The sequence below is a fragment of the Pseudomonas sp. GW822-FHT02E03 genome (assembly GCF_058802325.1).
Genome location: NZ_JBXAOA010000014.1, coordinates 47842 through 71400, shown reverse-complemented (window position 1 = coordinate 71400; position 23559 = coordinate 47842). Strand labels below are relative to the sequence as shown.

Here is a 23559-nt window from a genome sequence, read left to right as displayed (position 1 = left end):
ATGAAGCAATATCAAATCGTAGGACCCTTTGACAGATACAACTACGGAGACCTTTTGTTTCCGCTTATTCTGGAAAAAGCGCTGCAATCTGAATCCGGAACCATAGTAAATTACTATGGTTTAATTGATAGCGATCTATCCCAATATAGCGGAAAGCCGACCAGATCAATTAAGGACTTTTACCAACAGACCAAAAGCGGTGATCATGTAATTATCGCGGGCGGGGAGTCACTCTGCACTAGTTGGGCGGACCTTTACTCGTATTTGAGTCCGACATTTAATAAGGTCTACAAGTATAAGTTGGTTAGAGCGGTTGATAGAAGAACTATGCTCGTGTCAAAAATAGCGAAGCACCTATGCGGTGGTGCTACCGATTTGCCATTCTCATTTAGCTCTTCAGAGTTGAATATGGATATTGACATCTCTTTGAACTGTGTCGGTGGTGCTGCAATTGCGTCGTGGACAGATACTAAGCGAAGACTCCTGAAGAAGAAGATACGGAGCCATAAAGCTATAGGTGTTAGAGACCGTAAAACATTTAGCATACTATCGGAAAAGGGAGATTTACCTTCGCTGAAATTGGTTCCTGACTCAGCCATTCTCATGGAAAGATTATTATCTGAAGAAATGGAACAGAGGAAACACTCATTTAGTCATTATAAATCTATTCAGAACGACTATATATTTTTCCAAGTGGGATGTGAAAAGACCGACGATCTAAGCGAAGTTATATCAAATTTAGATTCCGTTTTGTCAAAAAGTAGTTTTGATTTGGTTCTTTGCCCAATTGGACACGCGTTAGGTCACGAAGACCTGTTGCCGTTGAAGACTATACGTAATGCATTAATTGGAAAACATAAGGCTAGAGTTGTTCTGATCGAGCCGGTTATAGATGTTTATGAAATAATGATGCTGATTTCGAAGTCCTCAATGTATATTGGAACAAGTCTGCACGGTACGATTACATCGTTGAGTTTTGGTGTTCCCTATATAACCTTCAATAAACAAATAAAAAAGTTAGAAGAGTATATTAAAACGTGGGGGGCTCCAGGTCTCACTACTCAATATCATGCAAAGGACATCTCTGTAGCCTTTGATAAAGTATCAGGTATTACAAAGCAATCTATATTGGAACACACCCGCCCACAAAAAGACCTAGTGACAGAGTTTATATCGGAACTGACGTCATGAACATTGCTGCAGAATTTTTTTTTCTGCTAATGTTTTTTGCTGCCTCCGCGCTAATCCATTCAGAGAAAACAGCAAACAAGAAACTATTTTTGTCATTTTATGTTACTTATATATTTTTCTACGACTACGTTAATTACTACTTGGGTTTGGCCTTCGGATCAGACGTTATTGTTTATAAGTTGGGTACGGAGTTTTTTCTATTATCCGCACTGCTTAAAATATTTCTGCATGGTCGTATGAGAGCAAAGGCAATCAAGCCTTTATTTGCATGTGCTTTACTCGTTGCGATTGCTGCAATCATTGGTCTGAGCAAAGGATACAATCCAAAGAGTATTTACATTGACTTCAGAAGTGCTTTTCTTCCAATTATCTTTTCGGTAGTGTTGATTGAGGCTGGGGGGATTAAGGGGGTAAGGTTTGAACATGTATTTAAGGTTCTGGTGCTTATTACGTTATTTAACGGTATGTACTCCGTCTATGAGTATATGACCTTCAGTGGGAACTTCGAAAGTATATGGAGATATCAATCTCTTCTTAATTCAAAAATGGAGGTGAACAGTGATTATAATGAAGCTCAACTTGCTTACCAGATGGTCCGTGAGGGCAATCTAAGAGCTGCTGGTTTTTTAGTTTCTGCGTTGATAGCTGCATACATATATGGGTTCATAGCGATACATTTAATTTGTAATATTCTTATTTTTAAGAAGTCCAGACGGGTTTTCTTGGATGGTATGCTTCTTGTTGCGTATATTGTGTTCTCCTATATAACGCAAGTGCGAACCAGTTTCTTGATGGTAGGCATTGCACTTCTATTTATATACTCATTGAAATTAGTGAAGTCAGGGAAAGCTAAACAGGCGGTGGCTATTGGTGCATCTGTCTCTATGGTAGCGGGGCTATTTGTTTTTCTGTCTTCTAACGTCGGAGTTAAAGACGCATCCTCACTTGGACGAATAGCTCAGTACAATACTTTCTTTTCTAATTTGACGTTGTTAGGAGGAGGCTTGGGTAGTTACCCTAGATCATTCGATTCTTTTTATATATATACTATTTTGGAGTTGGGGGGGTTCTCCTTACTGTTGTATTACACATTATTTAAAATGAGTTTTTTTCGGAAAAATCCTAGTCTCGAGCAAAAACGCTTTGGGATCTATACGCTTTTACAGTTCTCGTTATTTTTGTTTGTGTGCAGTTTTCAACACATTTCTGGCTCTATGTACTATTTTTTAATTGTGTTCCTTCTCTCGTATAACCATTTGTCCACAGAGCGTAAGGAGCATTATTTAAAGAATAACCTGCCATTCAGGGTGGCAAACCCAACTTCCTATGAGGTGCGCCATTAATGAATACTAGAATAAATTTCATCGTTGTTTTGTACTCGACTGAGCCGGAAAATTCAAAAACTCTACGATCATTGAGTAATGTGGATTTTTCTAAGTATGGAATTGATGCTACTTACTGCATTCAGGATAATTCGCTGAGCGGATTCGATCTAAGCTCAATCCAAGGGATGTTGGGGCACGTTAATTATTATCATAGCGGAGAAAACAAAAAGCTTTCCACAGTTTACAATGAGCTTATTAAAGATAATGGTGAATGTGATTACTACATAATATTGGATGATGATTCGGTTATAGATAATTCCTACCTATTGAGTTTGCTTCCCTTTTTCGAGTCAAATGTAAAGGTAGCTATCCCACTTATAAAGCACAATGGTGATTTGATTTCTCCAGGGCGGATTTCAGGGGTTCGAGGACACGCTCTCAAAGAATCTGATGTAGATGTTGGGATTGTAAAGTCATCTAACCTAGTAGCAATGATGAGTGGGACTGTTTTGTCCAAAAGCATAGTCGAAGAACTAAAGTTCGACGAGAGGTTAAGTTTCTACGGAGTGGATACCAAGTTCTTCCTGTCGTACGCAAGAATATATGATGTTCTTTTTATCCTTAATACAACGTTGGAGCATGAGTCAGCGTTGCGCGATAATTTATCAGACTTCAACTCTTTGAAAAGAAGGCTGACAAATCTGATCTTATCCAAGGTTTACGTATTTGATGATGTGAAATTTCATCGGATTAAAATTTCGCTTTACGTGCTTGCATTCGTGTCCAAGAGAGTTATTACAACAAGAAACCTGAGCTACATTTTGTTGTTGAATACCATCCGATCAATTATGGCCAAGGCAAAATAATTATGACTGTCAAGATTCTTTGTCTCCATCAGGGTTCAGAGCTTTATGGGTCGGATAGAAGTTTTTTAAGTGCTGTCGAAGCATTGGCTCGCCATGTTGCTACTCACTCTATAGTTCCTTCTCCCGGAGATCTGGCACCACTTTTGGAGAAAAGCGGATCTACAGTTTCCTACTATCCATTCGGTGTATTGCGAAAAAAAAATTTCCGTCGTCCTTTGCGATATCTATGGGAAATGTTATCTGCGGTGAAGCACTACTACCTGTCATACAAAATACATGACATTGTATATATCAATACCACCGTAATGTTTTCGGCACTCATATCCGCCTCGCTTTATCGAGGATCTAAAAAGACTTTTTTTTGTCATGTGAGAGAGATTCCAGGAAGCAAATCAATTTTTATTTTCAAAGCACTGCTAAAACTGTCTGGTGCAAGATTGATTTTTAACTCTCAGGCGACTAAAAACGCATTTAACCTAAAAGGAGATGTGATTTACAACGGGGTGGAAGAAATATCATCGCCTCCGATGGCCTCTCAGGCAACTCAGAAAACAAAAATTCTATTAATTGGCCGCATAAATACTTGGAAAGGACAGGCATTCTTTCTGGATTCGTTAAGTTCTCTTGCGCCAGAGCAGTTGTCTAATTTAGATGTGCGCATAGTTGGAAGCGCATTCGAAGGCTATGAGTATCTTGAGACTGAACTGTATCAGAGAATCAAAGGCTCTGAATTAAATGGAATTGTTAGTTTGATTCCATTTGCCACTGATCCGACGGAACACTACACGTGGGCTGATTATGTAGTTGTACCCTCTATCAAGCCTGAACCCTTTGGCAGGGTGGCTATCGAAGCATTCTCTATGGGTTTACCTGTCATAGCTGCAGGGCACGGTGGTTTGGTCGAAATTGTATCCCAGGATAAGAATGGTTTTGTATTCGAGCCGAATAGTTGCACAGCGCTATCCCACGTACTGAAAAATCTTCCGCCGCCGAGTAGTTACAATTATCGGGAGTTATCAGTCGAAGCGCTAAAAACATATCGAGCAAAATTTTCCTTAACCCAATACGCCGAAAATATTGCAAAAACTGTGCTGGGAAGAACTAATAAGGACTAGATGCCTTGAGAACTGTATTTCTTCTACTATTCATTATGTTCTCTAGTTGCTCTAATGCTGCGGCTAAAATTGACGTTGGAGTATTTTATTACCCTGGCTGGAACCAACCGCACACAGATCCATGGGCGAAAATCAAACCTTACCCGGACAGAGAGCCTTTGCTCGGGTGGTATAAAGAAAGCTCCCGAAAAGTCACGGCACAGCATGTGCAATGGATGAGTGACTACGGAATAGACTATGTACTCTATGATTGGTATTGGGATAATACTCATGGTGTTACTAGAACGCATGCCATCAATGCGTTCATGGCATTACCTCAAGATAAAATGGAATTTATGGTTATGTGGGCTAACCATACAAATACCCCAGCCAGCCTGGATCAGTTTGATGAAATAGTGGCTTATTGGGTAGAACACTATTTCACCCATCGCAACTATAAGAAGGTTGATGGAAAACCTGCTGTCTTCATATTTTCGCCAGAGCGCTTTGCCTCCGATGCTCGTCGTTTTGGCTATACCACTTCAATGTTATTGGAGCGTGCTAACCATGCATCTGAAAAAGCCGGTTTTGGAGGCATCTATTTTATTGGTAGTGTAAACCCTAGTAAAGGTCACTCCCCAAGGGATCTGGAAAGCTCTGGATATAACGCATTATCGGCATATAACTATCAAGATTTGTCGCGCGGGGAAATCAAGAACACAAGACTGTCCATGAACTATAAAGAACTAACCGTTGGATATCAGCAAAAATGGGATTGGGTTCTTGATAATAGTGATATTCCTTACTTCATTCCTGTGACTTCAGGTTGGGATAAGCGTCCGTGGGGTGGCAGCACAATACCAGATCACGATAATTCATCCAGTACGCCACAACAATTTTCAGAACAGTTACAGTCAGCAAAAAAATATGTTACGGATAATCCACAAAAAACTCTTGGGAATATAGTTATTTGCTGTTGGAACGAATACGGCGAAGGCTCTGTTATAGAGCCTAGCAAGAAGTTCGGTACTGAGTACTTGCAACTTATTAATAAAATCTTAAGAGAGAATAACTGAGCGTATGATTTCCAAGAACCTCTATATCCTCGGCATTCGTGGGATCCCCGCTAAACATGGCGGTTTCGAAACCTTCGCCGAAAAGCTCTCTCTTTACCTGGTCAAGCAGGGCTGGAAAGTCACTGTCTACTGCCAGGAAGAGGGTTCCGGCGGTATATCGACCAGTGAATGGAAGGGTGTTCATCGGATTCATATCCCGATCACCAATACAGGCGTGGCGGGCACGGTGTTTTTCGACTGGAAGGCCACCGTCCATGCGCTGGGCCAGAAGGGATTGTTTCTAACCCTTGGCTACAACACGGCGGCGTTCAATATTCTGCAGCGGATCAAGGGCCAGACCAATGTCATCAATATGGATGGCATCGAATGGCGGCGGGAGAAGTGGGGGCTCGTGGCGAAAACGTGGTTCTGGCTGAACGAGCGGGCGGGGTGCTGGATCGGCAACCACCTGGTGGCCGACCACCCGAAAATCAAGGATCACCTGGTCACCCGGGTCAAGGATTCGAAGGTCACCATGATCCCCTATGGCGGGGACCGGGTGAACGAGGCGGACTCGGCCGCCCTGGCCGGTTACGGGCTGGAGCCCCATGGTTTCTCGGTGGTTATCGCCCGGCCGGAGCCGGAGAACTCCTTTCTGCAGGTCGTCAAGGCTTTCAGCAGCAAGCGCCGTAACCACAAGTTGGTGGTGCTGGGCAACTTCACGCCAGAGAAGAACGAGTACCACAAGCGGGTGATGGACGCGGCCGGCGATGAAGTGATCTTCCCCGGCGCCATCTATGAGGCGGCGGTGGTCCGGGCCCTGCGGTTTTTCAGCCGCTTTTACATCCATGGCCATCAGGTAGGGGGCACCAACCCTTCGCTGGTGGAGGCATTGGGCGCTGGCTGCTCGGTGATTGCCCATAACAACCATTTCAACCGTTGGGTTGCCGGTGATGCGGCGGTGTATTTCGACGACGAGCACGACTGTGCGAAGTTGTTCGAGAAGTATCTGCGCGACGACCACAACCATTTGATCGCGGCGATGAAGGCTGAAAGCACCCGCCGCTTCAACGAAAAGTTCACTTGGGAAAACATCCTTTCCCAATATGAAAAATTACTGATCCAGTGGTACCCCAGGGAGTACAGCAAGTGACCCAACGTATTATCGTCACCGGCGGTGCCGGTTTTATCGGCTCCGCCGTCGTTCGCCATCTGATCGACAACACGGATGTGAGCGTGCTCAATATCGACAAACTCACCTACGCCGGCAATACCGAATCCCTGGCGTCGGTGGCGGGCAGCCCCCGGTATGAATTCCAGCAGGTGGATATCTGCGACACGGCGGCGTTGCACGAACTGTTCGCGCGTTTCCAACCCGATGCGGTGATGCACCTGGCGGCCGAGTCTCATGTAGACCGTTCCATCGATAGCCCATCGGATTTCATCCAGACCAACATCGTCGGCACCTACAGCATGCTGGAAGCCAGCCGTCGTTATTGGTCAGGGCTGGCGGCGGAGCAGAAACAGGGCTTTCGCTTCCACCATATCTCCACCGATGAAGTCTATGGCGACCTGGAAGGCACCGACGACCTGTTCACCGAGACCACGCCCTACGAGCCGAGCTCGCCGTACTCGGCATCCAAGGCCGGCTCCGACCACTTGGTGCGCGCCTGGCACCGCACGTATGGCCTGCCGGTGCTGGTCACCAACTGTTCGAACAACTACGGGCCTTTCCACTTCCCCGAGAAGCTGATCCCCCATGTGATTCTCAATGCCATCCATGGCGAACCGCTGCCGGTGTATGGCGATGGGTCGCAGATCCGCGATTGGCTGTTTGTCGAAGACCATGCCCGAGCTCTGTTCGAAGTAGTGTCGCGCGGTACCGTGGGCGAAACCTACAACATTGGCGGGCACAACGAGAAGCGCAACCTGCAAGTGGTGGAAACCATCTGCGAACTGCTCGATGAGCTGCGCCCCCGCGATGAAGAGCTGGGCTCATACAAGGAACTGATCACCTTCGTTACCGACCGCCCCGGGCATGACCGTCGTTACGCCATTGATGCGAGCAAGATCGAGCGTGAGCTCGGTTGGCGACCACAGGAAACCTTTGAAAGCGGCCTACTCAAAACGGTTCAGTGGTATCTGGATAATCAAGAGTGGTGGCAACGAGTCCTTAACGGTGAGTACCGCCCGGAGCGTCTTGGCCATATCGGTTAAACCATTCAACCCCTGCCTCTATTCAACTCTGAAGGGAATCCTCATATGAAAGGCATCATTTTGGCGGGCGGCTCCGGCACTCGCTTGCATCCTATTACCCGTGGTGTATCCAAACAGCTGCTGCCGGTCTACGACAAGCCGATGATTTATTATCCGCTGTCGGTATTAATGCTGGCGGGCATTCGCGAGATATTGATTATTTCCACGCCGCAGGATTTGCCCAACTTCCAGAATCTGTTGGGTGATGGCTCTTCTTTCGGCATTGAACTCAGTTATGCCGAACAACCTTCTCCCGATGGTCTGGCCCAGGCTTTTCTGATCGGCGAGGATTTTATCGGCGACAGTAATGTGGCGCTGATTCTGGGCGACAACATCTTTTACGGTTATGGCTTCAGCGCCTTGTTGCGCGAAGCGTCACAACGACAGACCGGTGCCACCGTCTTCGGTTATCGAGTCAGCGATCCGGACCGTTTTGGCGTTGTCGAGTTCGACGATAACGGCAAGGCGATCTCGATCGAAGAGAAGCCTAAACATCCGAAGTCCGACCATGCCGTCACTGGCTTGTATTTCTACGACAACGATGTGGTGAGCATTGCCAAGCAAGTCAAACCTTCGATCCGCGGCGAGCTTGAAATCACTGACGTGAACAACGCGTATCTGCAGCGCGGGGATTTGCACGTCAGTGTGTTGGGACGTGGTTTTGCCTGGCTGGACACCGGGACCCATGATTCGTTGATGGAGGCCGGGCATTTCGTCCAGACCATCGAAGCGCGTCAGGGTTTGAAAGTGGCTTGTCTGGAGGAGGTGGCCTACCACCAGGGTTGGTTGTCGGCCGCGGAACTGGATAAACAAGCCACCGCGTTACACAAAACCGGTTACGGCCAATATCTGGCACGAGTGCTGAATACGGAGCCTGCGAAATGAATGTCATCAACACCCGGTTGCCTGGTGTACTGATCATCGAGCCTAAAATCTTCGGCGATGCCCGCGGGTTCTTTCTCGAGAGCTACCACCAGCAGCGTTATCGCGACGCCGGCATCGAATTGCCTTTCGTCCAGGACAATCACTCGCGCTCGCAGTATGGCGTGTTGCGTGGTTTGCACTTTCAAAAGACCCGGCCCCAAGGCAAGTTGGTGCGGGTCACCCAAGGTGCGGTGTATGACGTAGTTGTGGACATCAATCCCCAATCCCCCACCTGTGGTGAACATGTGGGCGTCAAGTTGACCTCCGACAACCATCTTCAGCTATGGGTTCCGCCGGGTTATGCCCACGGTTTCTGTGTGCTCAGTGATACCGCTGATTTTCAATACAAATGCACCGATCTGTATTACCCCGAGGACGAGGGTGGTCTGCTCTGGAATGACCCGGAGCTGGACATTGCCTGGCCGTTGGAGTCGCCTGTACTCTCGGAAAAAGACTTGCGCAACCCGCGCTTGCGCACGGTGTTGAGTGGGGAATGACGGATTAATAATGGTCTATAGTTAACATTAACTATTTATGACCAATGTATTGAGCCTTGAATATTCAATCACATAGAACTTTGCGGGATAAGAATTCGGGAAAATCCTGACTAATAATAACAATCGGCGTCAGGCACGAGGTGTTCAAGGTCGTGAGTTTGTGCCGAAAATGTCTTATTGAGTAGTGAACGCCTTGAAAAATCTCCTTTTCGTCAAAGCGTCCTGCCCCTGCGCAAGCGCTTTTGAGGATGAGGTGACAAGGCTCGGCATATGGCATGCAATGCCTATAAATGACATCCTCCTAAGGAGGCAATGTGTATGAACTGTCTCGTTCAATATACGGGTGTCAGTTCTATTCACCTGCTGTTCATTCCCGGTCCCTAGTATCAAATCTAATGCATAGTTTATGTCGAGAAGGAGTCTGATATGAAGAAACTACTTACGGCCGGCTTGCTGGCTGTCATGAGTACCGCGGCGTTGGCAGCGGATGAACCAGTGAGCAAGACGGTGAGCGAAAGCGAGCCACTGTCGTTGAACACCCCGCTGGTCGGGGGCGTGACGGTCGCCGAAACTATGGTGGTCGGTGCGGCCATCCTCGGCGCTGCAGTAGCCGCTTCAAACTCCGGTGGCAGTTCCAATGGTGGTACCTCCGGAACAGGCGGCACCACCGGCACCGGTGGTACGACTGGTACCAACTAATACCCCGCGAAGTGTGTTGTTCAAGATCACTCAGAACTTTCTGGGTGATCTTGTTTTAGATTTGCCCTCGACTAGCGTAGTGCCATTATGATCCGTAGATTATCTGTTGTTATGCTGGCAAGTATCAGCTTGCACGGCTGTATGTTTTCGCCTGGTCAACACATGGACACCAGTCAAATGGTTAGTGACGGCTCTCCGGAGAGTAGCCGAGTGGAACTTATTCCGATCACCCCTAAATTGATTGCCATGGATGCGGCCACGCAAGTTCGCGAATCGGTCCCCGCTGCGTTGTTGTCCTATGTTCCGGGCGGTTATCGCGTGGGTGCCAATGACCTGTTGTTTATCACGGTCTGGGATCACCCCGAGTTGACGGCGCCTTCCGGGCCGCAACAGCAAATCGATGCCAACGGTCGTCTGGTGCGCCCGGACGGCACGCTGTTTTATCCCTATATCGGTAATATTCCGGCCGCCGGTAAAACCATCGAAGAGTTGCGAGCCTTTATCGCCGAGCGCTTGTCGCAATTTGTCGAAAGCCCTCAGGTCGACGTCAGCGTACTGCGCTTCGCCAGCCAGACCGTGGTGATTTCCGGTGCGGTGATCAAAGCCGGCCAGCAACCGATCACCACTACCCCGTTGAGTGTGGTGGAGGCCGTTGGCGCGGCCGGGGTGGACCCTTTGAACGCAGACTTGTCGGGCCTGACGCTGACCCGGGACGGGCGCGAATACAAGCTTGATCTGGACACCCTCAATCGGCGGGACTCAGAGCTGCAGGGCGTCTACCTCAAGGGTGGCGACCGGTTGTACTTGCCTTATAACGACCAAAAGCGAATCTATGTCATGGGTGAGGTCAACCAGCCTCGCGCGCTGAGCTTCAAGAGCAAATCGATCAACCTGACCGATGCCTTGGGCACTGTGGGTGGCTTGAACCAGACCACCTCCAATGGCAACGCGGTGTACGTGATTCGCGGTGCGGATAACCTGGAAACCGAACCGGCCAAAGTGTTCCAGCTCGATGCCGAATCCCCTTCGGCCCTAGTGCTGGCCACTCGTTTCGACTTGCAGCCGCAAGACATCGTCTATGTCGGCCCGGCCGGCGTGACGCGCTGGAACCGTCTGATCAGCCAGCTTCTGCCTACGGCCGCAGTCCTCGGGACCGGCGCCAGCTCTGTTAATAATCTCAGCGAAGCCAACAGCAGATAAGGCTCTATCCCGCCGTGAAAATTTTGCCTACCTGTGCCTGTCTGTCGATGGCGCTCTTGCTATGCGGGTGTAACCCGTTGATGAAGGCCTCCTGGCACACCCTGGAATCCTCCATCACAGGACCTGCCTCCATCAACCTGACCCGCGCTCAGGTCGACGCCGTGCCGTATCCGCAGATCCTGGTCACCACCATCTCCAGCGAGGGGGTGATGGCCTTGGCTCGCCGGCGGGGCGACCTGCAGTTCTGGGTCGCTTCTGGCAAGCAAGTATTGATGATGCGCGACGGTCTGGTGGTACGCACCGTCGGGCTGGGCGTTTCTCTTGACGGCACTCGCTTTAATGAAGAGTCGCCGTTCAAGCGCGGCCTTCAGCATTTGCCTGATGGCTATACCAGCACGCGCTGGATCGACATCTATGACGGCAACCGTATCGGCATTGCGGTCGACAGCCGTTTCAGCACCCATGGCATCGAGACCATCAGCATTCTGGACAAGGATTACGCCTTGCTGCGCATCGACGAGCAGGTGGATGCACCCACCCTGAATTTCCACGCCACCAACCGCTACTGGGTCGACCCCCAGGACGGTTTCATCTTGCGCAGCGAGCAGCACCTGACGCCGCAATTGTTCCTGAAAATCGTGCAGTTACGCCCTGATCGGGGGGCTGCCCGTTGAAGTGTCCGAACCTTTTGTTGCTGGGTTTGTTCTTGATTGGTCCGGGCATGAGCCAGGCAGCCGTCACGGTGAGTGGTGATGTGCGCAGCCCCGGGCCCATCGACGTCAAACCCGGTGCACGTTTGATGGACGTCATTCGAGAGGCCCAACCCAACGCCGAAAGTTACTGGCTGGGTGCTGCGTGGCTGCACCGCTCATTGGAGGATCAGCAAACACGTTTGAAGGCCGGCGTCTTGTTCGATCTGAAGTTACTACAACGGGGTGCCTTGCTGGATGGCAAGGGCACGCGAGCAGACTTGAGCAAGCGCCTGTATGAGCAGATCGAGCGGCTGCCGGTCACCGGTCGTCAGGTCGCGGTGCTCGACCCGATCGCCGTGGAAGTGGGCTTCGCCCGCAACGCTTTGCTGGATGATGGTGACCGACTTATTTATCCCGCGCGGCCGTCCACTGTTGAAGTCCTTGGGGCAGTCGCGCAGCCCTGTCATGTGCCTTACCGCGGCCTGCAGGAAGTCCGTGCTTATGCTCTGGACTGCAACATTCTCGACGATGCCGAACGCGATTATTTATGGCTGATTCAGCCCGACGGCCAGGTGCGGCGTGTGGGCGTGGCGGCATGGAACCGTGAGGAGGGCGTCGTGGCTGCTCCTGGCAGCAAGATCCTGGTGCCGATCAGGAACGACGACCTTGAGGTGCCGACTCCCGAGCTCAATCAACAACTGGCCGAGTTTCTCGCCACTCAACCCTTGGCTGAGGTGGCCCCTTGAAGTGCCCCTTTAAGTTACGTTTTGCTGCTGTATTGCTCCTGCCCTGCGGATTTGCTCACGGTGAACCGCGCTACACCCAGAGTGATTTTGGTGGCGTCGGTCTGTTACAGACCCCCACCGCGCGTATGGCCCCCGCGGGGGAGTTGAGCGCCACGGCCAGTCGTACTGACCCTTATTCGCGCTACAGTTTTTCCTTGCAGCCGCTCGATTGGCTGGAGGGCTCGTTTCGTTACACGGCGATCACCAACCGCAATTACGGTCCCGAGGATTTTAGCGGCGACCAGAGCTTCAAAGACAAGGCCATTGACATCAAGGCGCGGCTTTGGGAAGAAACTCGCTGGGCGCCGCAAGTCGCCGTCGGTGCCCGGGACATCGGCGGTACCGGGCTATTTTCCAGCGAGTATTTCGTCGCCAACAAGCGTTATGGCGACCTGGATTTCAGCCTTGGCATTGCCTGGGGCTATCTGGGTAATCGAGGGGATTTCAGCAACCCGCTGGCGGTCTTCGGCAGCAAGTTCAACGACCGACCAGAGAGCTCGGCGGCTGTCGCGAGGGCAGGGGACGTGAACACCAATGCTTACTTCAGGGGCCACCCTTCGTTGTTTGGCGGGATCGCCTATCAAACACCGTGGGCACCGCTGAGCCTGAAGCTCGAGTACGAGGGCAACGATTACAAGAATGAACCGCTGGACAACTCGATCAAGCAAGACCTGCCGATCAACATCGGCGTGGTCTACAAACTCGCGGACAGTGTCGATCTGAGTGCTGGCTGGGAACGTGGCAATACGGCGATGTTCGGCATCACCCTGCACACCAACTTTGTCAGCCGTAAGGCGCCGGTCAAGACCTATGACCCTCCCGCCGAGCCATTGCCGGTGCAGGCACCGTCGACTCCGGCTGATCAGGTCAATTGGGCCGATGTCTCCGACCGGCTACAGCAAAATGCCGGCTACAAGGTGAAACGCATCACTCAGCGTGGCTCCGAGTTGATGGTCTATGGCGAGCAGTCTCGCTATTTTTATCCGTCCAAAGCCGTCGGGCGAGCCAGCCGGATTCTTGATAACAGCGTCAATCAGGACATCGATTGGTTCACCCTGGTGAACCAGCGTTATGACATGTCCATCGAAGAAACCAGCGTGCCGCGCGAAACGTTCCGCGCGGTCGTGAACAATGACCAGCCGCTGAAGGATTTGCACCGTACGACCGAGGTCAACCCGGCGATGGCGCACCGGGAAACCACGCTCTACACCCAGGCGCTGGAACCGTTCACCTATGGCCTCGGCCTGGGCTACAAACAGAACATCGGCGGCCCTGATGGATTGCTTTATCAGTTCACTGCCGATGCCGACGCAGAGTACCGTTTCACCCGCAATACCTGGTGGAGCGGCTTGCTCAGTGTCAACCTGCTGAACAACTACGACAAGTTCACCTACGATGCGCCGAGCGGGCTGCCGCGAGTGCGCACCGATTTGCGTCAATACATGACCACCTCCGATGTGATGATGCCGACGTTCCAGTTCAACCATGCAAAACAGCTGGATCAGGACTTGTATGGCATGGTCTACGGCGGCTATCTGGAATCCATGTACGCTGGCGTTGGCAGCGAAGTGCTGTATCGACCCGCGGGGAAACGCTGGTCGGTGGGCGCTGACCTGAACTTCGTGCGCCAGCGCGATTATGATCAGGGCTTCGGTCTGCGTGGTTACAACACCGTGACGGGCCATGTCACCAGCTATACTGAGCTGCCCAATGACATGCTTGCAGCGGTCAGTGTCGGGCGTTATCTGGCGCGGGACTGGGGCACCACCGTCGACTTGTCGCGGGTGTTCAAGAACGGTGTGAAGTTTGGCGCTTGGGTCACTCTGACCAGCGCGTCGAAGGAGGAGTATGGCGAGGGCAGCTTCGACAAAGGGATCTATGTTTCCATCCCGTTCGACGAACTGATGAGTACCTCCACCATGCGTCGGGCCAACATCGTCTGGGCGCCACTGACCCGCGATGGCGGTGCACGCCTGAATCGTGCCTACTCGCTGCAGACCATGACCGACGGACGTGATAGCGACCTGTTCTACAACAACTTCGAGAAAATTACCGAATGATCACGTGGCTCAAGGGCTTGGTCGAATTACCATTCTGGCTCCGGGGCCTGGTCTTTGCCGCGGTGACCGTGATTCTGCTATTCGCGGGTTTGCGCTCTCAGCCGATCCCGGAGCTGTTTGTCGAAGAAGACAAGCTCCATCACTGGATTGGCTTTCTGGTATTTGCGTGCAGTTGCCGCCTGGCCTTTCCCAATGTGAAATTTCACTGGATAGCCGTGGGGTGTTTGCTCACCGGCGTACTCATCGAGGCCGCGCAAGGTTTGATGCCGCTGCGCACGGCTTCGCCCTACGACATGCTGGCAAATACTATCGGCGTGTTGATGGGGTTATTGATTTCAAGGTACTGGGTGCGCTGAAAAGGCTTTAAGCACTAAGCAGTCTCCTGGCATGTTGTACCGTCGGCAACACCGGTTCGTTCACTGGCGACAACGGCTGGCATCGAATACGCCTGCGACGCTAAATCGATATCACAACAGAGTTTTTAGGAAATGGACCTCATGAAGAACTTATTAACTATGCTGCGCGAAACATACGACCCACCGGAAAGATCAGAAAAATACGATCTAATCCAGGTGCTACGTTTTATCGCAGCGCTAGCCGTCGTCCTATGCCATTCCGCGTTTTATGCGCAAGAACGACTAGATCCTGACGCATTCAGGTACGAACCCGGAACCCATGGCGTTTCCTTATTCTTTGTGATCAGCGGTTTCGTCATGATTCTCGCCTCTGAAAAACTGCACGGAACGGCCAATGGCTGGAAGCACTTCGCCACCCGGAGAATTGCCCGTATCGTTCCGCTGTACTGGGTTGCCACCACCATAAAACTGCTCGTGTTACTCTCAGCCGCGCACTTTGTGCTGCACGCCGAAATTGACTGGGGCTATATATTTAAATCATATTTTTTTATTCCTTCAGTAAACATCGACAACGAGGTCAAGCCGCTATTGGGCGTAGGCTGGACACTGCTATTTGAAATGTTCTTTTACGCTGTGTTTACCCTTTGCCTGCTGCTAAAGTTGAGCGCCATACGCTGGTGCGCCGGGCTGTTCGGTTTATTGACCGTCGCCTCGTTCTTTAAAACAGAAAACTGGTCACCGGCGATGCAATTCTATGCAGACCCGATTGTCCTTAATTTTCTATGGGGAATGCTGGTCGCGCGTCTTATTCAAAGGCGTATTTACATGCCTAAGTCTATTGCCGTTATCTTAGTTATATTGTCATTGGCTTATCTGTTCCTACCACGCTCCACTGATTGGGGCGGAACAATACTCTACGGAATCGCCTCGCTTTTCACGGTATACGGATGCGCGTCCATCGAGAAAACCTGTAATGTTACTGTACCCAAATTACTTGTTTTTCTTGGAGCCGCCTCTTATGCCATCTATCTGTTTCACCCGCTGCTTTCGCCCGCGGCGCCGGAAATCCTAAAGCGTATTGGCCTAATCATTCCCTCGATCTCGGTAATCATCAGCGCTCTGATCGCCATTGTGGCCGGCAGCATTTTCTATGCTTTGATAGAGACGCCTGTGACCTCGCGGCTAAACGCCCTGATTAAAAAGCGCCTCGCAAAACCTACAGCCGACACTGCGCCCGCCATAAAAACACCCGCCTAAATTCCTCCCCCGCACGGCTTGCGATCCAAGCCGTGCGGGCGCTTCATGCTATGACCCTCAGGCATACACACCGATACAACCCAGCGCAATAATGGTGAATATGAATGCCCCAGTGGTCGCAACCACGGGACCGTTAGGTAATCGTTGGCAATGCTAAAGGTGAAAGATGGATGGTTAGTTGCTCTCCCGGCAGGTGAAAAATGAAAGTTATAATGAGAGTGTTGGTAGGGAGTGTTCTTGCCCTTGGTTGCTCTTTCTTGGCGGCTGCACCGTTGTCGCAACTAGATGCTGTTACGCAATGTGATACTGAAAATGTTAAGGCTTACCGGATATTGTTTGTCGGTGACAGTATTACTTTGCATGGCTTCAATGAAACTACAAAGAAGAATTTAGGATGGAGTCATACAAGTGGTATGGCCGCATCCTCTAGGCAATATGATTATGTAAGTATTTTAAGCCGAGAAATTAGTGACGCCCGCGAGCAGCCGACGGTGGTTTGTTATCACACTGCAGGAGGAAGTGGCACAGTTGACCAGCGACTCCGAGCATTGGACTCTGTAATTAATACGCGCCCAAATCTTGTGGTTATTCAGCTAGGTGAGCACGAAGATATTAGAAGCGGAATTGGTAATTTAGAAGAAAATTACAGAAAGTTAATTACTGCTCTCCGTCGACTCGATAGTCGTCCGAGTATCATTGCCGTGGGCCCATGGTCCTTGTCTCGTCAGAATGGCCTTGGGCGTTACAGTGGCTGGTCCGGGGAGGTCGATAGAGTTATGGCGTCGGTCTCCTCTGAAGAGCATGTGCCTTACTCTTCAGTAGCCGATATCGCGGCTCTTCCACTAGCCCATGGTGCCGGTTCATCTGATGGGGTGCGCTGGCATCCGAATGATTACGGGCATGGCTTATATGCTAAACGTTTATTTTTGTTGTATCAGCAGGCAGCCTCCTCAGTGCGTGATTAATTTGGCGTTTGAGGATGTTGATAGTCGCGTCATTGTCAATCTGGTTTGTGTGACGAAGGGAGGGGCGATATGCTTCTCGCGAAAAGTCGTGACATGTGCGCCACGTAATCACGCTTGATCGTCCTCGTCTTCTTGCCCAGCATCCGTTGCAGTTCACGGATCTGCTTGAGCGCATCGTACCGCCCGGAAGCCACCACCGTTCGCTGACGCAACAAGCTGCCGTCCTGATACAACTGCACCCCAGGAACAGCTGGTTGGCATTGGTGTCATTGCGCCGAGCCACCACCGAAACACTTTGCTCTGGTTCAAGACTCTCGCGAACCAGGGCAATTTTTTTGCTTCGAGTTCCAGCGGCGTTGCCGCTCCCGGCCTAAAAGCTCCCCACTAGTCATAAACATAACCGTTTGCCTATCCCTTATCGTAAGGGAAGCGGTGTTCTGTCTTTCATGGAGCTCGTTCAGATACTTTCAGATGGTCATACAGTCGAACCTGTAGTTCAGAATTGGATGTTGATACTGGAGCTCTAAAAGTTATGGCGTTTTAATAGAAGATCCTACAGACACCGTGAACGACACGAATCCCGTAGGAGCCGGCTTGCCGGCGAAGGCGTTTTCACGGTAGGCGCGCCATAAACCCGGAGCAACAATCATGGAATACGACGATAAACTGATTGAAGAAGCCGTGCTTGCCCTGTTGGCAGCCTTCAGTTTCGATAACGGCAATACTTGAAAGGGTTCGACTTCGAGACGATGAACCGATTGCATGAACAGGGTTTCATCAGCGATCCGGTGAACAAGAACAAATCGATTTGGTTGACAGCTGAAGGGCTGGAGCGAGGTCGGCAGATCGCCGACCGGTTGTTTGGGATAAGAACTCAAGTGGAGCATATATCCGACTCGGATGCCTGACTTCATACCCCGGCCATACGGTAGGTGGGGTTTATGGATCGCTTAAACACTGGGTAGCGCTGAAAAATCTCCTGTATCACTGGCCTCAAAATTCACGACTGCTTCGTCCGAACGCAGCCTTTGGCAGCGGCAAAAAAAAGAAATGAAATGAGATGGAGGGGCTCTGGGCAGTCAGAGGTCTGACTGCCCAGGCTGCAGCGTTGTTAGCCGCAAGGTGAAGAAAATAGGCGGGGGGTGAGTCGCGGGGATTAATAGATGTCCTTGGAAAACAGCGTAAAAGGGGTCTTGATCAGGATCTTGATGTCGAGCCACAACGACCAGTTGTTGATGTAGTTGAGGTCGATCTCCACACGCTTCTGCATCTTGTCGAGAGTCTCGGTTTCGCCACGGCAGCCGCTGATCTGGGCCAGCCCGGTGATGCCCGGTTTGATTCGATGGCGGGCCATGTAAGCCTGGATCTTGCCGGTGTAGTAGTCGTTATGGGCGACCGCATGGGGCCGTGGCCCGACCAGCGCCATATGGCCTTGCAGCACGTTGAAGAACTGCGGCAGTTCATCGATGGAGGTGCGTCGAATGAAGCGGCCGACCGCAGTAATGCGTGGGTCTTCACGGCCGGCCTGGCGGACCTGGTGGTCGTCGTGCAAGCGCATAGAGCGGAACTTCCAGACTTTGATGATCTTGCCGTTCCAGCCGTGCCGCTCCTGTTTGAAGATGATCGGGCCCGGGGAAGAAATCTTCACGGCGGCGGCGATCACCAGAAGCAGCGGGCTGAAGCCGATCAGCGCGAGGGCGGCGAGGCTTCTGTCCAGCAAGGTCTTGCTCAGCGCTGCTGTTGGGTAACTGGTCAGCGGGCTTTCATTGAGGTGGATGGCAGGCAGGCCGTCCAGTTCGCTGATGGAGTGATTGAGCAACGTCATGCTGCCCAGGTCGGGAACCCAGACCACATCGACATTGGCGTCGAGCAGGTCGATGTACAGCGCCTCGACCTGTTTGGCTTCGCTCAAGGGCAGCGCGATGTACAGCCGCCGGACGTCGTGCACCTGGATCAGCTCACGCAGTTCCTGCAATGGGCCCAGAACCCGGTGGGCATTGACCTGGGTCGATAGCTCGTTGGGATTTGAGCTGATCAGGCCCACCAGCGGCGGATACTCGGTTTTGGTCAGTTTGTCTGCCAGATTCACCGCCAGTTGATCGGTGCCGATAATCAGGGTGTTGTACTGGCTGTGCAATTGCCGCTGGTAGTGCTTGGAAAAACTGTGCAATGGCAGGTACAGCAAGGCCTGAATGCAATAACCTGCCGTGGCCCAGACCACGATGATTTCCCGGGAGAACAATTCGCTGGTCTTGCTGAAAAAACCAATACTGGTCAGTCCGGCCAGCAGCAGCAGCCATCCCAGTAGCAGACGCGCCAAGCCGCTGAGGTAGCTATGCTGCTTGTGATAGACCAGCAGCAGGGAGTAGGAAGGGACCGAACCGAGGAAAGTAAGTACTGCAAGCACACGATAATGGGCGTCGATTTCTCCTGTCTGGTACAACGCCAGACCAAATAACAATGTATTGACCGAAGTGATGGCAATTATCCATTGCCCCCAGAAGGTCAGTCCTTTGGTTATGTTATTTCGATTAATACGATTATGTACCATCGCGGTGTCCCTCGGGCCTGCGCCACGTTGTGTATCAGTCGACGGTTAATAAATGGCAGCCACGCACAAAGGCTGAGCGAGCGCGTCAGTCAGGAAATGTTTTTATTATTAGAAGGGAATAACGGGGCTTATGGCTGGCCATCCAAGCTTTGTTTTAAAGTCAGCTGATACGGTTGTCTCAGTGTCTGGTTTTATACTAGTACCTAAATCTTCGTGGGTGTCTGACGAATTATAACGGCCACTCTTTTAGATGCCTTGTTATAAAAGGTCGTGCTGTTTTGTTAGGAAGATATCGCTCAATCATCTATATAATTGCGGCATTCGAAAAACGTTTGCCGGCTGGGCGAGGGGAAAGCGGAGCGTGCGCCATAGAAGAATTTATGGCGATAGTCAGGGTATGCAGTGCGAAGAGGCAGGTGGTGGGTGTGGGTGGTGTATCAAGTGGGGCGGAGAATCGCGTTTGTTGTTATTGTTTTTGCGATCTTTCGCTCAGTAGGCGACTCTTATCCTCTGTGCCAGGCAGTAACCACGGTTTCTGACCGAGCGAACCAGCCGTTCGCCATTAGCCGCAGCTTTGAACTTTTTCTGTAACCGGCTCAAGCACATTTCAAGTCCGCTATATTGGTCCGGGTCTTTATCAATGCGTAGAATAAGATCATTTTTGCTGAGTACTCGTCGATCGCTGAGGACCAATTGAGTGAGCATTAACGATTCGGTACCGGTCAATGGAATAGTGATGTCTTCTTTGAACAGCGTTCGATCGTCGGCATTAAACCACCAGATATCAGGATTGCCCTGGGACTCTTTAACCCGACTGACTGCCGAGATGAACTCTTCGTCAGCCACCGGCTTCTTGAGAAAGCCATCAACACCGAAGTGCGAGAAGTGATTGAGTTCTGAAGATTCAGAGTTGGGTGTTATGAGGATAATTTCCGCATCTTTTTGATTTTTACGGATGAAACTGACATCGCTTAGCGATATGTCCGCCTGGTCGAGCAGGATGTGCGTGAATCGATTCTTTCGGATGCGTTCGCTGCTGAGTTTACCTGACTCGATTTCAAAAGATAAATACAGGCGTTGCGCGAGAAGCGATTCGATTGCTTGTCGTGCCAGTTGATCCCGGGTGAAAATCAGAAAGCTGTTATTCGGCGTATTCACAATAAGGTTCCTTCCTAGTCTGGTGAAGTTTTCAAAACTTAAATAAGCTCAGTCGGCGAGTAGTACCTCCCCTGAAAAAAGTCGAAGGGCATGCTGCGAGCCAGTGTGTGTAGCGCTTTGTGCTCCACCCTGTCCGCCACGAATTTGATCTTGCTGTCATGGATCATGCCGCTCAGACAGTCATAAGACCGGTTGAAAAAGTCCTGGCTGTTTTCGACCATGATGTCGAAGTTGGATTTGGTCAGGTCCACTTTTATGTAATCGAACAGCGTCAGGCTGATCAGTTTTTCGGTGCTGTCGTCGCTTAAATCATAGCCATCGAAAGCGATCTCGATTCGGCTGTTCACGCGCCGGGCGCCGGAGAGTCGGCAGCAGAATTACATCGAGACGCTGCTCTCCCATGAGGGTTACATCAAAGAGGTGAAACTGTTTGGTTTCGCGCCGCTGCTGTTGCAGCGTTATCGGGACACGTTTGCGCGACTCTACGCCGAAGACCGGCGCCTGACTTTGCGCCGTGATGGCTGGGGATTTGTACTGGGACTGCTGGGCACCGCGGCGTTTTATCTGGCCTACGCCTGGGTCGTGGTCGATACCGTTCACGGCAATATCAGCCTTGGGCAAATGACCATGTACCTGGTGCTGTTCAAGCAGGGGCAGGCCGCCGTGAGCAGCAGTTTGAGCGCGATCAGCGGTCTCTACGAGGATGGCCTTTACCTGTCGAGCCTCTACGAGTATTTGGCCGAACCGGTTATTGCCGATAGCGGAAACCTTACCGTGGGCGAGGTGCCCGGCGATGGTTTGCGTTTCGAGAACGTCGGTTTCCGTTATCCGGGAGCGAGCCGTACCGCTTTGCAGGGTATCGATCTGCACCTGATGCCTGGACACAGCGTTGCCCTGGTGGGGGAGAACGGCTCGGGCAAAACCACGCTGATCAAGTTGCTGACTCGGCTGTATCGCCCCGATCAGGGTCGTATTTTGCTGGATGGCAGCGATTTGCAGTCCTGGGACGAAGAAGCGCTGAGACGACGCATCGGCGTGATCTTCCAGGACTACATTCGCTACCAGTTCTCTGTGGGCGAGAACATCGGCGTGGGCGATACATTGGCGTTCAACGATGAAGCGCGCTGGCAGCAAGCAGCCGCCGAGGGCATGGCCGCGCCCTTTATCGAGCGCCTGGATCGCGGTTACGCCACGCAATTAGGGCGATGGTTTGCCGGTGGGCAGGAGTTGTCTGGTGGGCAGTGGCAAAAAATCGCTTTGTCTCGCGCTTACATGCGCCGCGACGCCGATATTTTGATTCTGGATGAGCCAACCTCGGCCCTGGACCCTGCGGCGGAAGCGGCGGTGTTCGAGCATTTCAGTCAACACACCGAAGGCCGCATGACGTTGCTGATTTCTCATCGGTTCTCCAGCGTGCGCAATGCCGATCACATCATCGTGCTGGACCAGGGTTCAATCCTTGAGCGAGGCGATCACGACAGCCTGGTCGAGGCGGGCGGGCGGTATGCGCAGTTGTTCAACGTGCAGGCTCGTGGTTACCGGTAGCGCGTCAATCCCTGTGGGAGCGGGCTTGCTCGCGAAAGCGGTGTGTCATTCAACATTGATGCTGGCTGACCCGACGCCTTCGCGAGCAAGCCCGCTCCCACAGGGATTGCGTTTAACTGACCAGCATTAGCCCGCAGGCTTTTTTGCGCATTGAAACACCGGCTTCATGGCATTTGCGGCAACTCTTGCGGCCGCAAATCAAACACCAACACCTCGGCATCCACGCCGTTGCTCAAGGTCAGCACCTGCTCTTCCCGAACCCGCACACCATCGCCTTCCTGCAACTGCACGCCGTTCAACTCGACACTGCCGCGCGCCACATGCACATAGGCGTAACGATCGGCGGCCAGTTCCAGGGTGGCGCTTTCCTTGCCGTCGATCAGGCCGGCATATACCCGCGCATCCTGCCTTACTTTCAACGAACCGTTGGTGCCGTCCGGGGAGATGATCAGCTGCAAGCGCCCGCGTTTTTTCTGCGTGCTGAAGTGCTCTTGCTGATAACGCGGTTTGGCGCCGCTAACCTCGGGCACGATCCAGATTTGCAGAAAGTGCACCGGTTTGTTCGTCGAGTGGTTGAACTCGCTATGAGCCACGCCACTGCCAGCGCTCATCAATTGCACGTCACCGGGGCGGATCACCGAACCGGTGCCCAAAGTGTCCTTGTGTTCCAGGGCACCTTCGAGCACATAGGAAAAAATCTCCATGTCGCGGTGAGGGTGCTGGCCAAAGCCTTTGCCAGCCGCCACGCGGTCGTCGTTGATCACCAACAGGTCGGAAAAACCCTGCTCCCGTGGGTTGCGGTAGTTGGCGAAAGAAAAGGTATGGAACGACTTCAACCAACCGTGATTGGCCGCGCCGCGATCCGAAGCTTTACGAAGGGTCAGCATGATGAAATCTCCTGTCAGGACGTGAATTCGTCCGAGTGAGGAGAAGGTTAATGTTTACCGTTTTGTGCAATAAGTAGATGAAAATTGAAATACTGTCTCTTTCAAGTTGACAGTATTTGGTGCTGGTTCACGTATCATTGTTGTTACATTTGGCCATAATGCTCAGCGCTGCTGACGCTATCATCCTTCTTCTCTG

22 protein-coding genes and 2 pseudogenes are annotated in these 23559 nt (G+C 51.4%); 18 read left to right on the top strand and 6 right to left on the bottom strand.

Annotation, left to right across the window (positions count from 1 at the left end; all coding sequences use genetic code 11):
• The 17 genes from AC1RQB_RS13150 (at nt 1) to AC1RQB_RS13070 (ending at nt 17222) form a co-directional block, all read left to right on the top strand.
• Nucleotides 1-1191 (top strand): polysaccharide pyruvyl transferase family protein, encoded by a 1191-nt coding sequence (locus AC1RQB_RS13150; RefSeq protein WP_157893802.1) that lies wholly within the window; start codon nt 1-3, stop codon nt 1189-1191.
• Nucleotides 1188-2534 (top strand): hypothetical protein, encoded by a 1347-nt coding sequence (locus AC1RQB_RS13145; RefSeq protein ID WP_207267276.1) that lies wholly within the window; start codon nt 1188-1190, stop codon nt 2532-2534. The genes AC1RQB_RS13150 and AC1RQB_RS13145 overlap by 4 nt, the downstream gene beginning before the upstream one ends.
• Nucleotides 2534-3382 (top strand): glycosyltransferase family protein, encoded by an 849-nt coding sequence (locus AC1RQB_RS13140; protein ID WP_063340359.1) that lies wholly within the window; start codon nt 2534-2536, stop codon nt 3380-3382. Before AC1RQB_RS13145 ends, AC1RQB_RS13140 begins: the two co-directional genes overlap by 1 nt.
• 2 nt (nt 3383-3384) lie before the next feature.
• Nucleotides 3385-4497, top strand: coding sequence for a glycosyltransferase family 4 protein (locus tag AC1RQB_RS13135; protein WP_081235184.1), 1113 nt, complete (start codon nt 3385-3387; stop codon nt 4495-4497).
• Between the two features lie 35 nt (nt 4498-4532).
• A complete protein-coding gene (locus AC1RQB_RS13130) occupies nt 4533-5552 on the top strand; it encodes a glycoside hydrolase family 99-like domain-containing protein (RefSeq protein ID WP_081235183.1) in 1020 nt (339 codons plus the stop codon).
• A gap of 4 nt (nt 5553-5556) precedes the next feature.
• The gene (locus tag AC1RQB_RS13125) at nt 5557-6684 is read left to right on the top strand and encodes a DUF1972 domain-containing protein (protein ID WP_063340358.1); all 1128 of its coding nucleotides are present in this window, start codon (nt 5557-5559) and stop codon (nt 6682-6684) included.
• A complete protein-coding gene (rfbB, locus tag AC1RQB_RS13120) occupies nt 6681-7748 on the top strand; it encodes a dTDP-glucose 4,6-dehydratase (RefSeq protein ID WP_063340357.1) in 1068 nt (355 codons plus the stop codon). The genes AC1RQB_RS13125 and rfbB overlap by 4 nt, the downstream gene beginning before the upstream one ends.
• Nucleotides 7749-7793: 45 nt before the next feature.
• Nucleotides 7794-8672 (top strand): glucose-1-phosphate thymidylyltransferase RfbA, encoded by an 879-nt coding sequence (rfbA, locus tag AC1RQB_RS13115; RefSeq protein WP_063340356.1) that lies wholly within the window; start codon nt 7794-7796, stop codon nt 8670-8672.
• Nucleotides 8669-9208 carry a dTDP-4-dehydrorhamnose 3,5-epimerase gene (rfbC, locus tag AC1RQB_RS13110; RefSeq protein ID WP_063340355.1) on the top strand — a complete coding sequence of 180 codons (540 nt, stop codon included), beginning with the start codon at nt 8669-8671 and terminating at the stop codon, nt 9206-9208. Before rfbA ends, rfbC begins: the two co-directional genes overlap by 4 nt.
• Before the next feature lie 426 nt (nt 9209-9634).
• Entirely contained in the window at nt 9635-9907 is a 273-nt protein-coding gene (locus AC1RQB_RS13105) for a hypothetical protein (RefSeq protein ID WP_063340354.1), read from the top strand.
• Between the two features lie 87 nt (nt 9908-9994).
• Nucleotides 9995-11107, top strand: a complete 1113-nt coding sequence (locus AC1RQB_RS13100) for a polysaccharide biosynthesis/export family protein (RefSeq protein WP_198537174.1) — start codon at nt 9995-9997, stop codon at nt 11105-11107.
• 14 nt (nt 11108-11121) lie between these two features.
• Nucleotides 11122-11781, top strand: a complete 660-nt coding sequence (locus AC1RQB_RS13095; RefSeq protein WP_008074729.1) for a YjbF family lipoprotein — start codon at nt 11122-11124, stop codon at nt 11779-11781.
• On the top strand, nt 11778-12545 hold the full coding sequence (locus tag AC1RQB_RS13090) for a capsule biosynthesis GfcC family protein (protein WP_008074730.1): 768 nt from the start codon (nt 11778-11780) through the stop codon (nt 12543-12545). The genes AC1RQB_RS13095 and AC1RQB_RS13090 overlap by 4 nt, the downstream gene beginning before the upstream one ends.
• Nucleotides 12542-14644 (top strand): YjbH domain-containing protein, encoded by a 2103-nt coding sequence (locus AC1RQB_RS13085; protein ID WP_063340353.1) that lies wholly within the window; start codon nt 12542-12544, stop codon nt 14642-14644. Before AC1RQB_RS13090 ends, AC1RQB_RS13085 begins: the two co-directional genes overlap by 4 nt.
• Entirely contained in the window at nt 14641-15000 is a 360-nt protein-coding gene (locus tag AC1RQB_RS13080; protein ID WP_063340352.1) for a VanZ family protein, read from the top strand. The genes AC1RQB_RS13085 and AC1RQB_RS13080 overlap by 4 nt, the downstream gene beginning before the upstream one ends.
• 141 nt (nt 15001-15141) lie before the next feature.
• Nucleotides 15142-16257 carry an acyltransferase family protein gene (locus AC1RQB_RS13075; protein ID WP_241824442.1) on the top strand — a complete coding sequence of 372 codons (1116 nt, stop codon included), beginning with the start codon at nt 15142-15144 and terminating at the stop codon, nt 16255-16257.
• Between the two features lie 200 nt (nt 16258-16457).
• Nucleotides 16458-17222, top strand: coding sequence for an SGNH/GDSL hydrolase family protein (locus tag AC1RQB_RS13070; protein WP_081235182.1), 765 nt, complete (start codon nt 16458-16460; stop codon nt 17220-17222).
• 125 nt (nt 17223-17347) lie between these two features.
• On the opposite strand, the pseudogene AC1RQB_RS13065 reads toward AC1RQB_RS13070, so the two are convergent.
• The 5 genes and pseudogenes from AC1RQB_RS13065 to AC1RQB_RS13045 form a co-directional block, all read right to left on the bottom strand.
• A pseudogene (locus AC1RQB_RS13065) lies at nt 17348-17614 on the bottom strand (transposase); the annotation flags it as partial.
• Nucleotides 17615-17752: 138 nt separating this feature from the next.
• Nucleotides 17753-18136 carry a hypothetical protein gene (locus AC1RQB_RS13060; protein WP_198537173.1) on the bottom strand — a complete coding sequence of 128 codons (384 nt, stop codon included), beginning with the start codon at nt 18134-18136 and terminating at the stop codon, nt 17753-17755.
• Nucleotides 18137-18378: 242 nt separating this feature from the next.
• Entirely contained in the window at nt 18379-19773 is a 1395-nt protein-coding gene (locus AC1RQB_RS13055; protein WP_063340351.1) for an undecaprenyl-phosphate glucose phosphotransferase, read from the bottom strand.
• A 489-nt stretch (nt 19774-20262) separates the two neighbouring features.
• Nucleotides 20263-20931, bottom strand: a complete 669-nt coding sequence (locus AC1RQB_RS13050) for a winged helix-turn-helix domain-containing protein (RefSeq protein ID WP_063340350.1) — start codon at nt 20929-20931, stop codon at nt 20263-20265.
• A gap of 38 nt (nt 20932-20969) precedes the next feature.
• Nucleotides 20970-21278, bottom strand: coding sequence for a hypothetical protein (locus AC1RQB_RS13045; RefSeq protein ID WP_493094674.1), 309 nt, complete (start codon nt 21276-21278; stop codon nt 20970-20972).
• Between AC1RQB_RS13045 and AC1RQB_RS13040 the strand changes: the two are divergent.
• A pseudogene (locus AC1RQB_RS13040) lies at nt 21262-22476 on the top strand (ABC transporter ATP-binding protein); the annotation flags it as partial. The gene AC1RQB_RS13045 and the pseudogene AC1RQB_RS13040 sit on opposite strands and share 17 nt — an antisense overlap.
• Nucleotides 22477-22640: 164 nt before the next feature.
• Here AC1RQB_RS13040 and AC1RQB_RS13035 read toward each other — a convergent pair.
• On the bottom strand, nt 22641-23363 hold the full coding sequence (locus AC1RQB_RS13035) for a pirin family protein (RefSeq protein WP_063340345.1): 723 nt from the start codon (nt 23361-23363) through the stop codon (nt 22641-22643).
• Nucleotides 23364-23559: the final 196 nt, after the last annotated feature.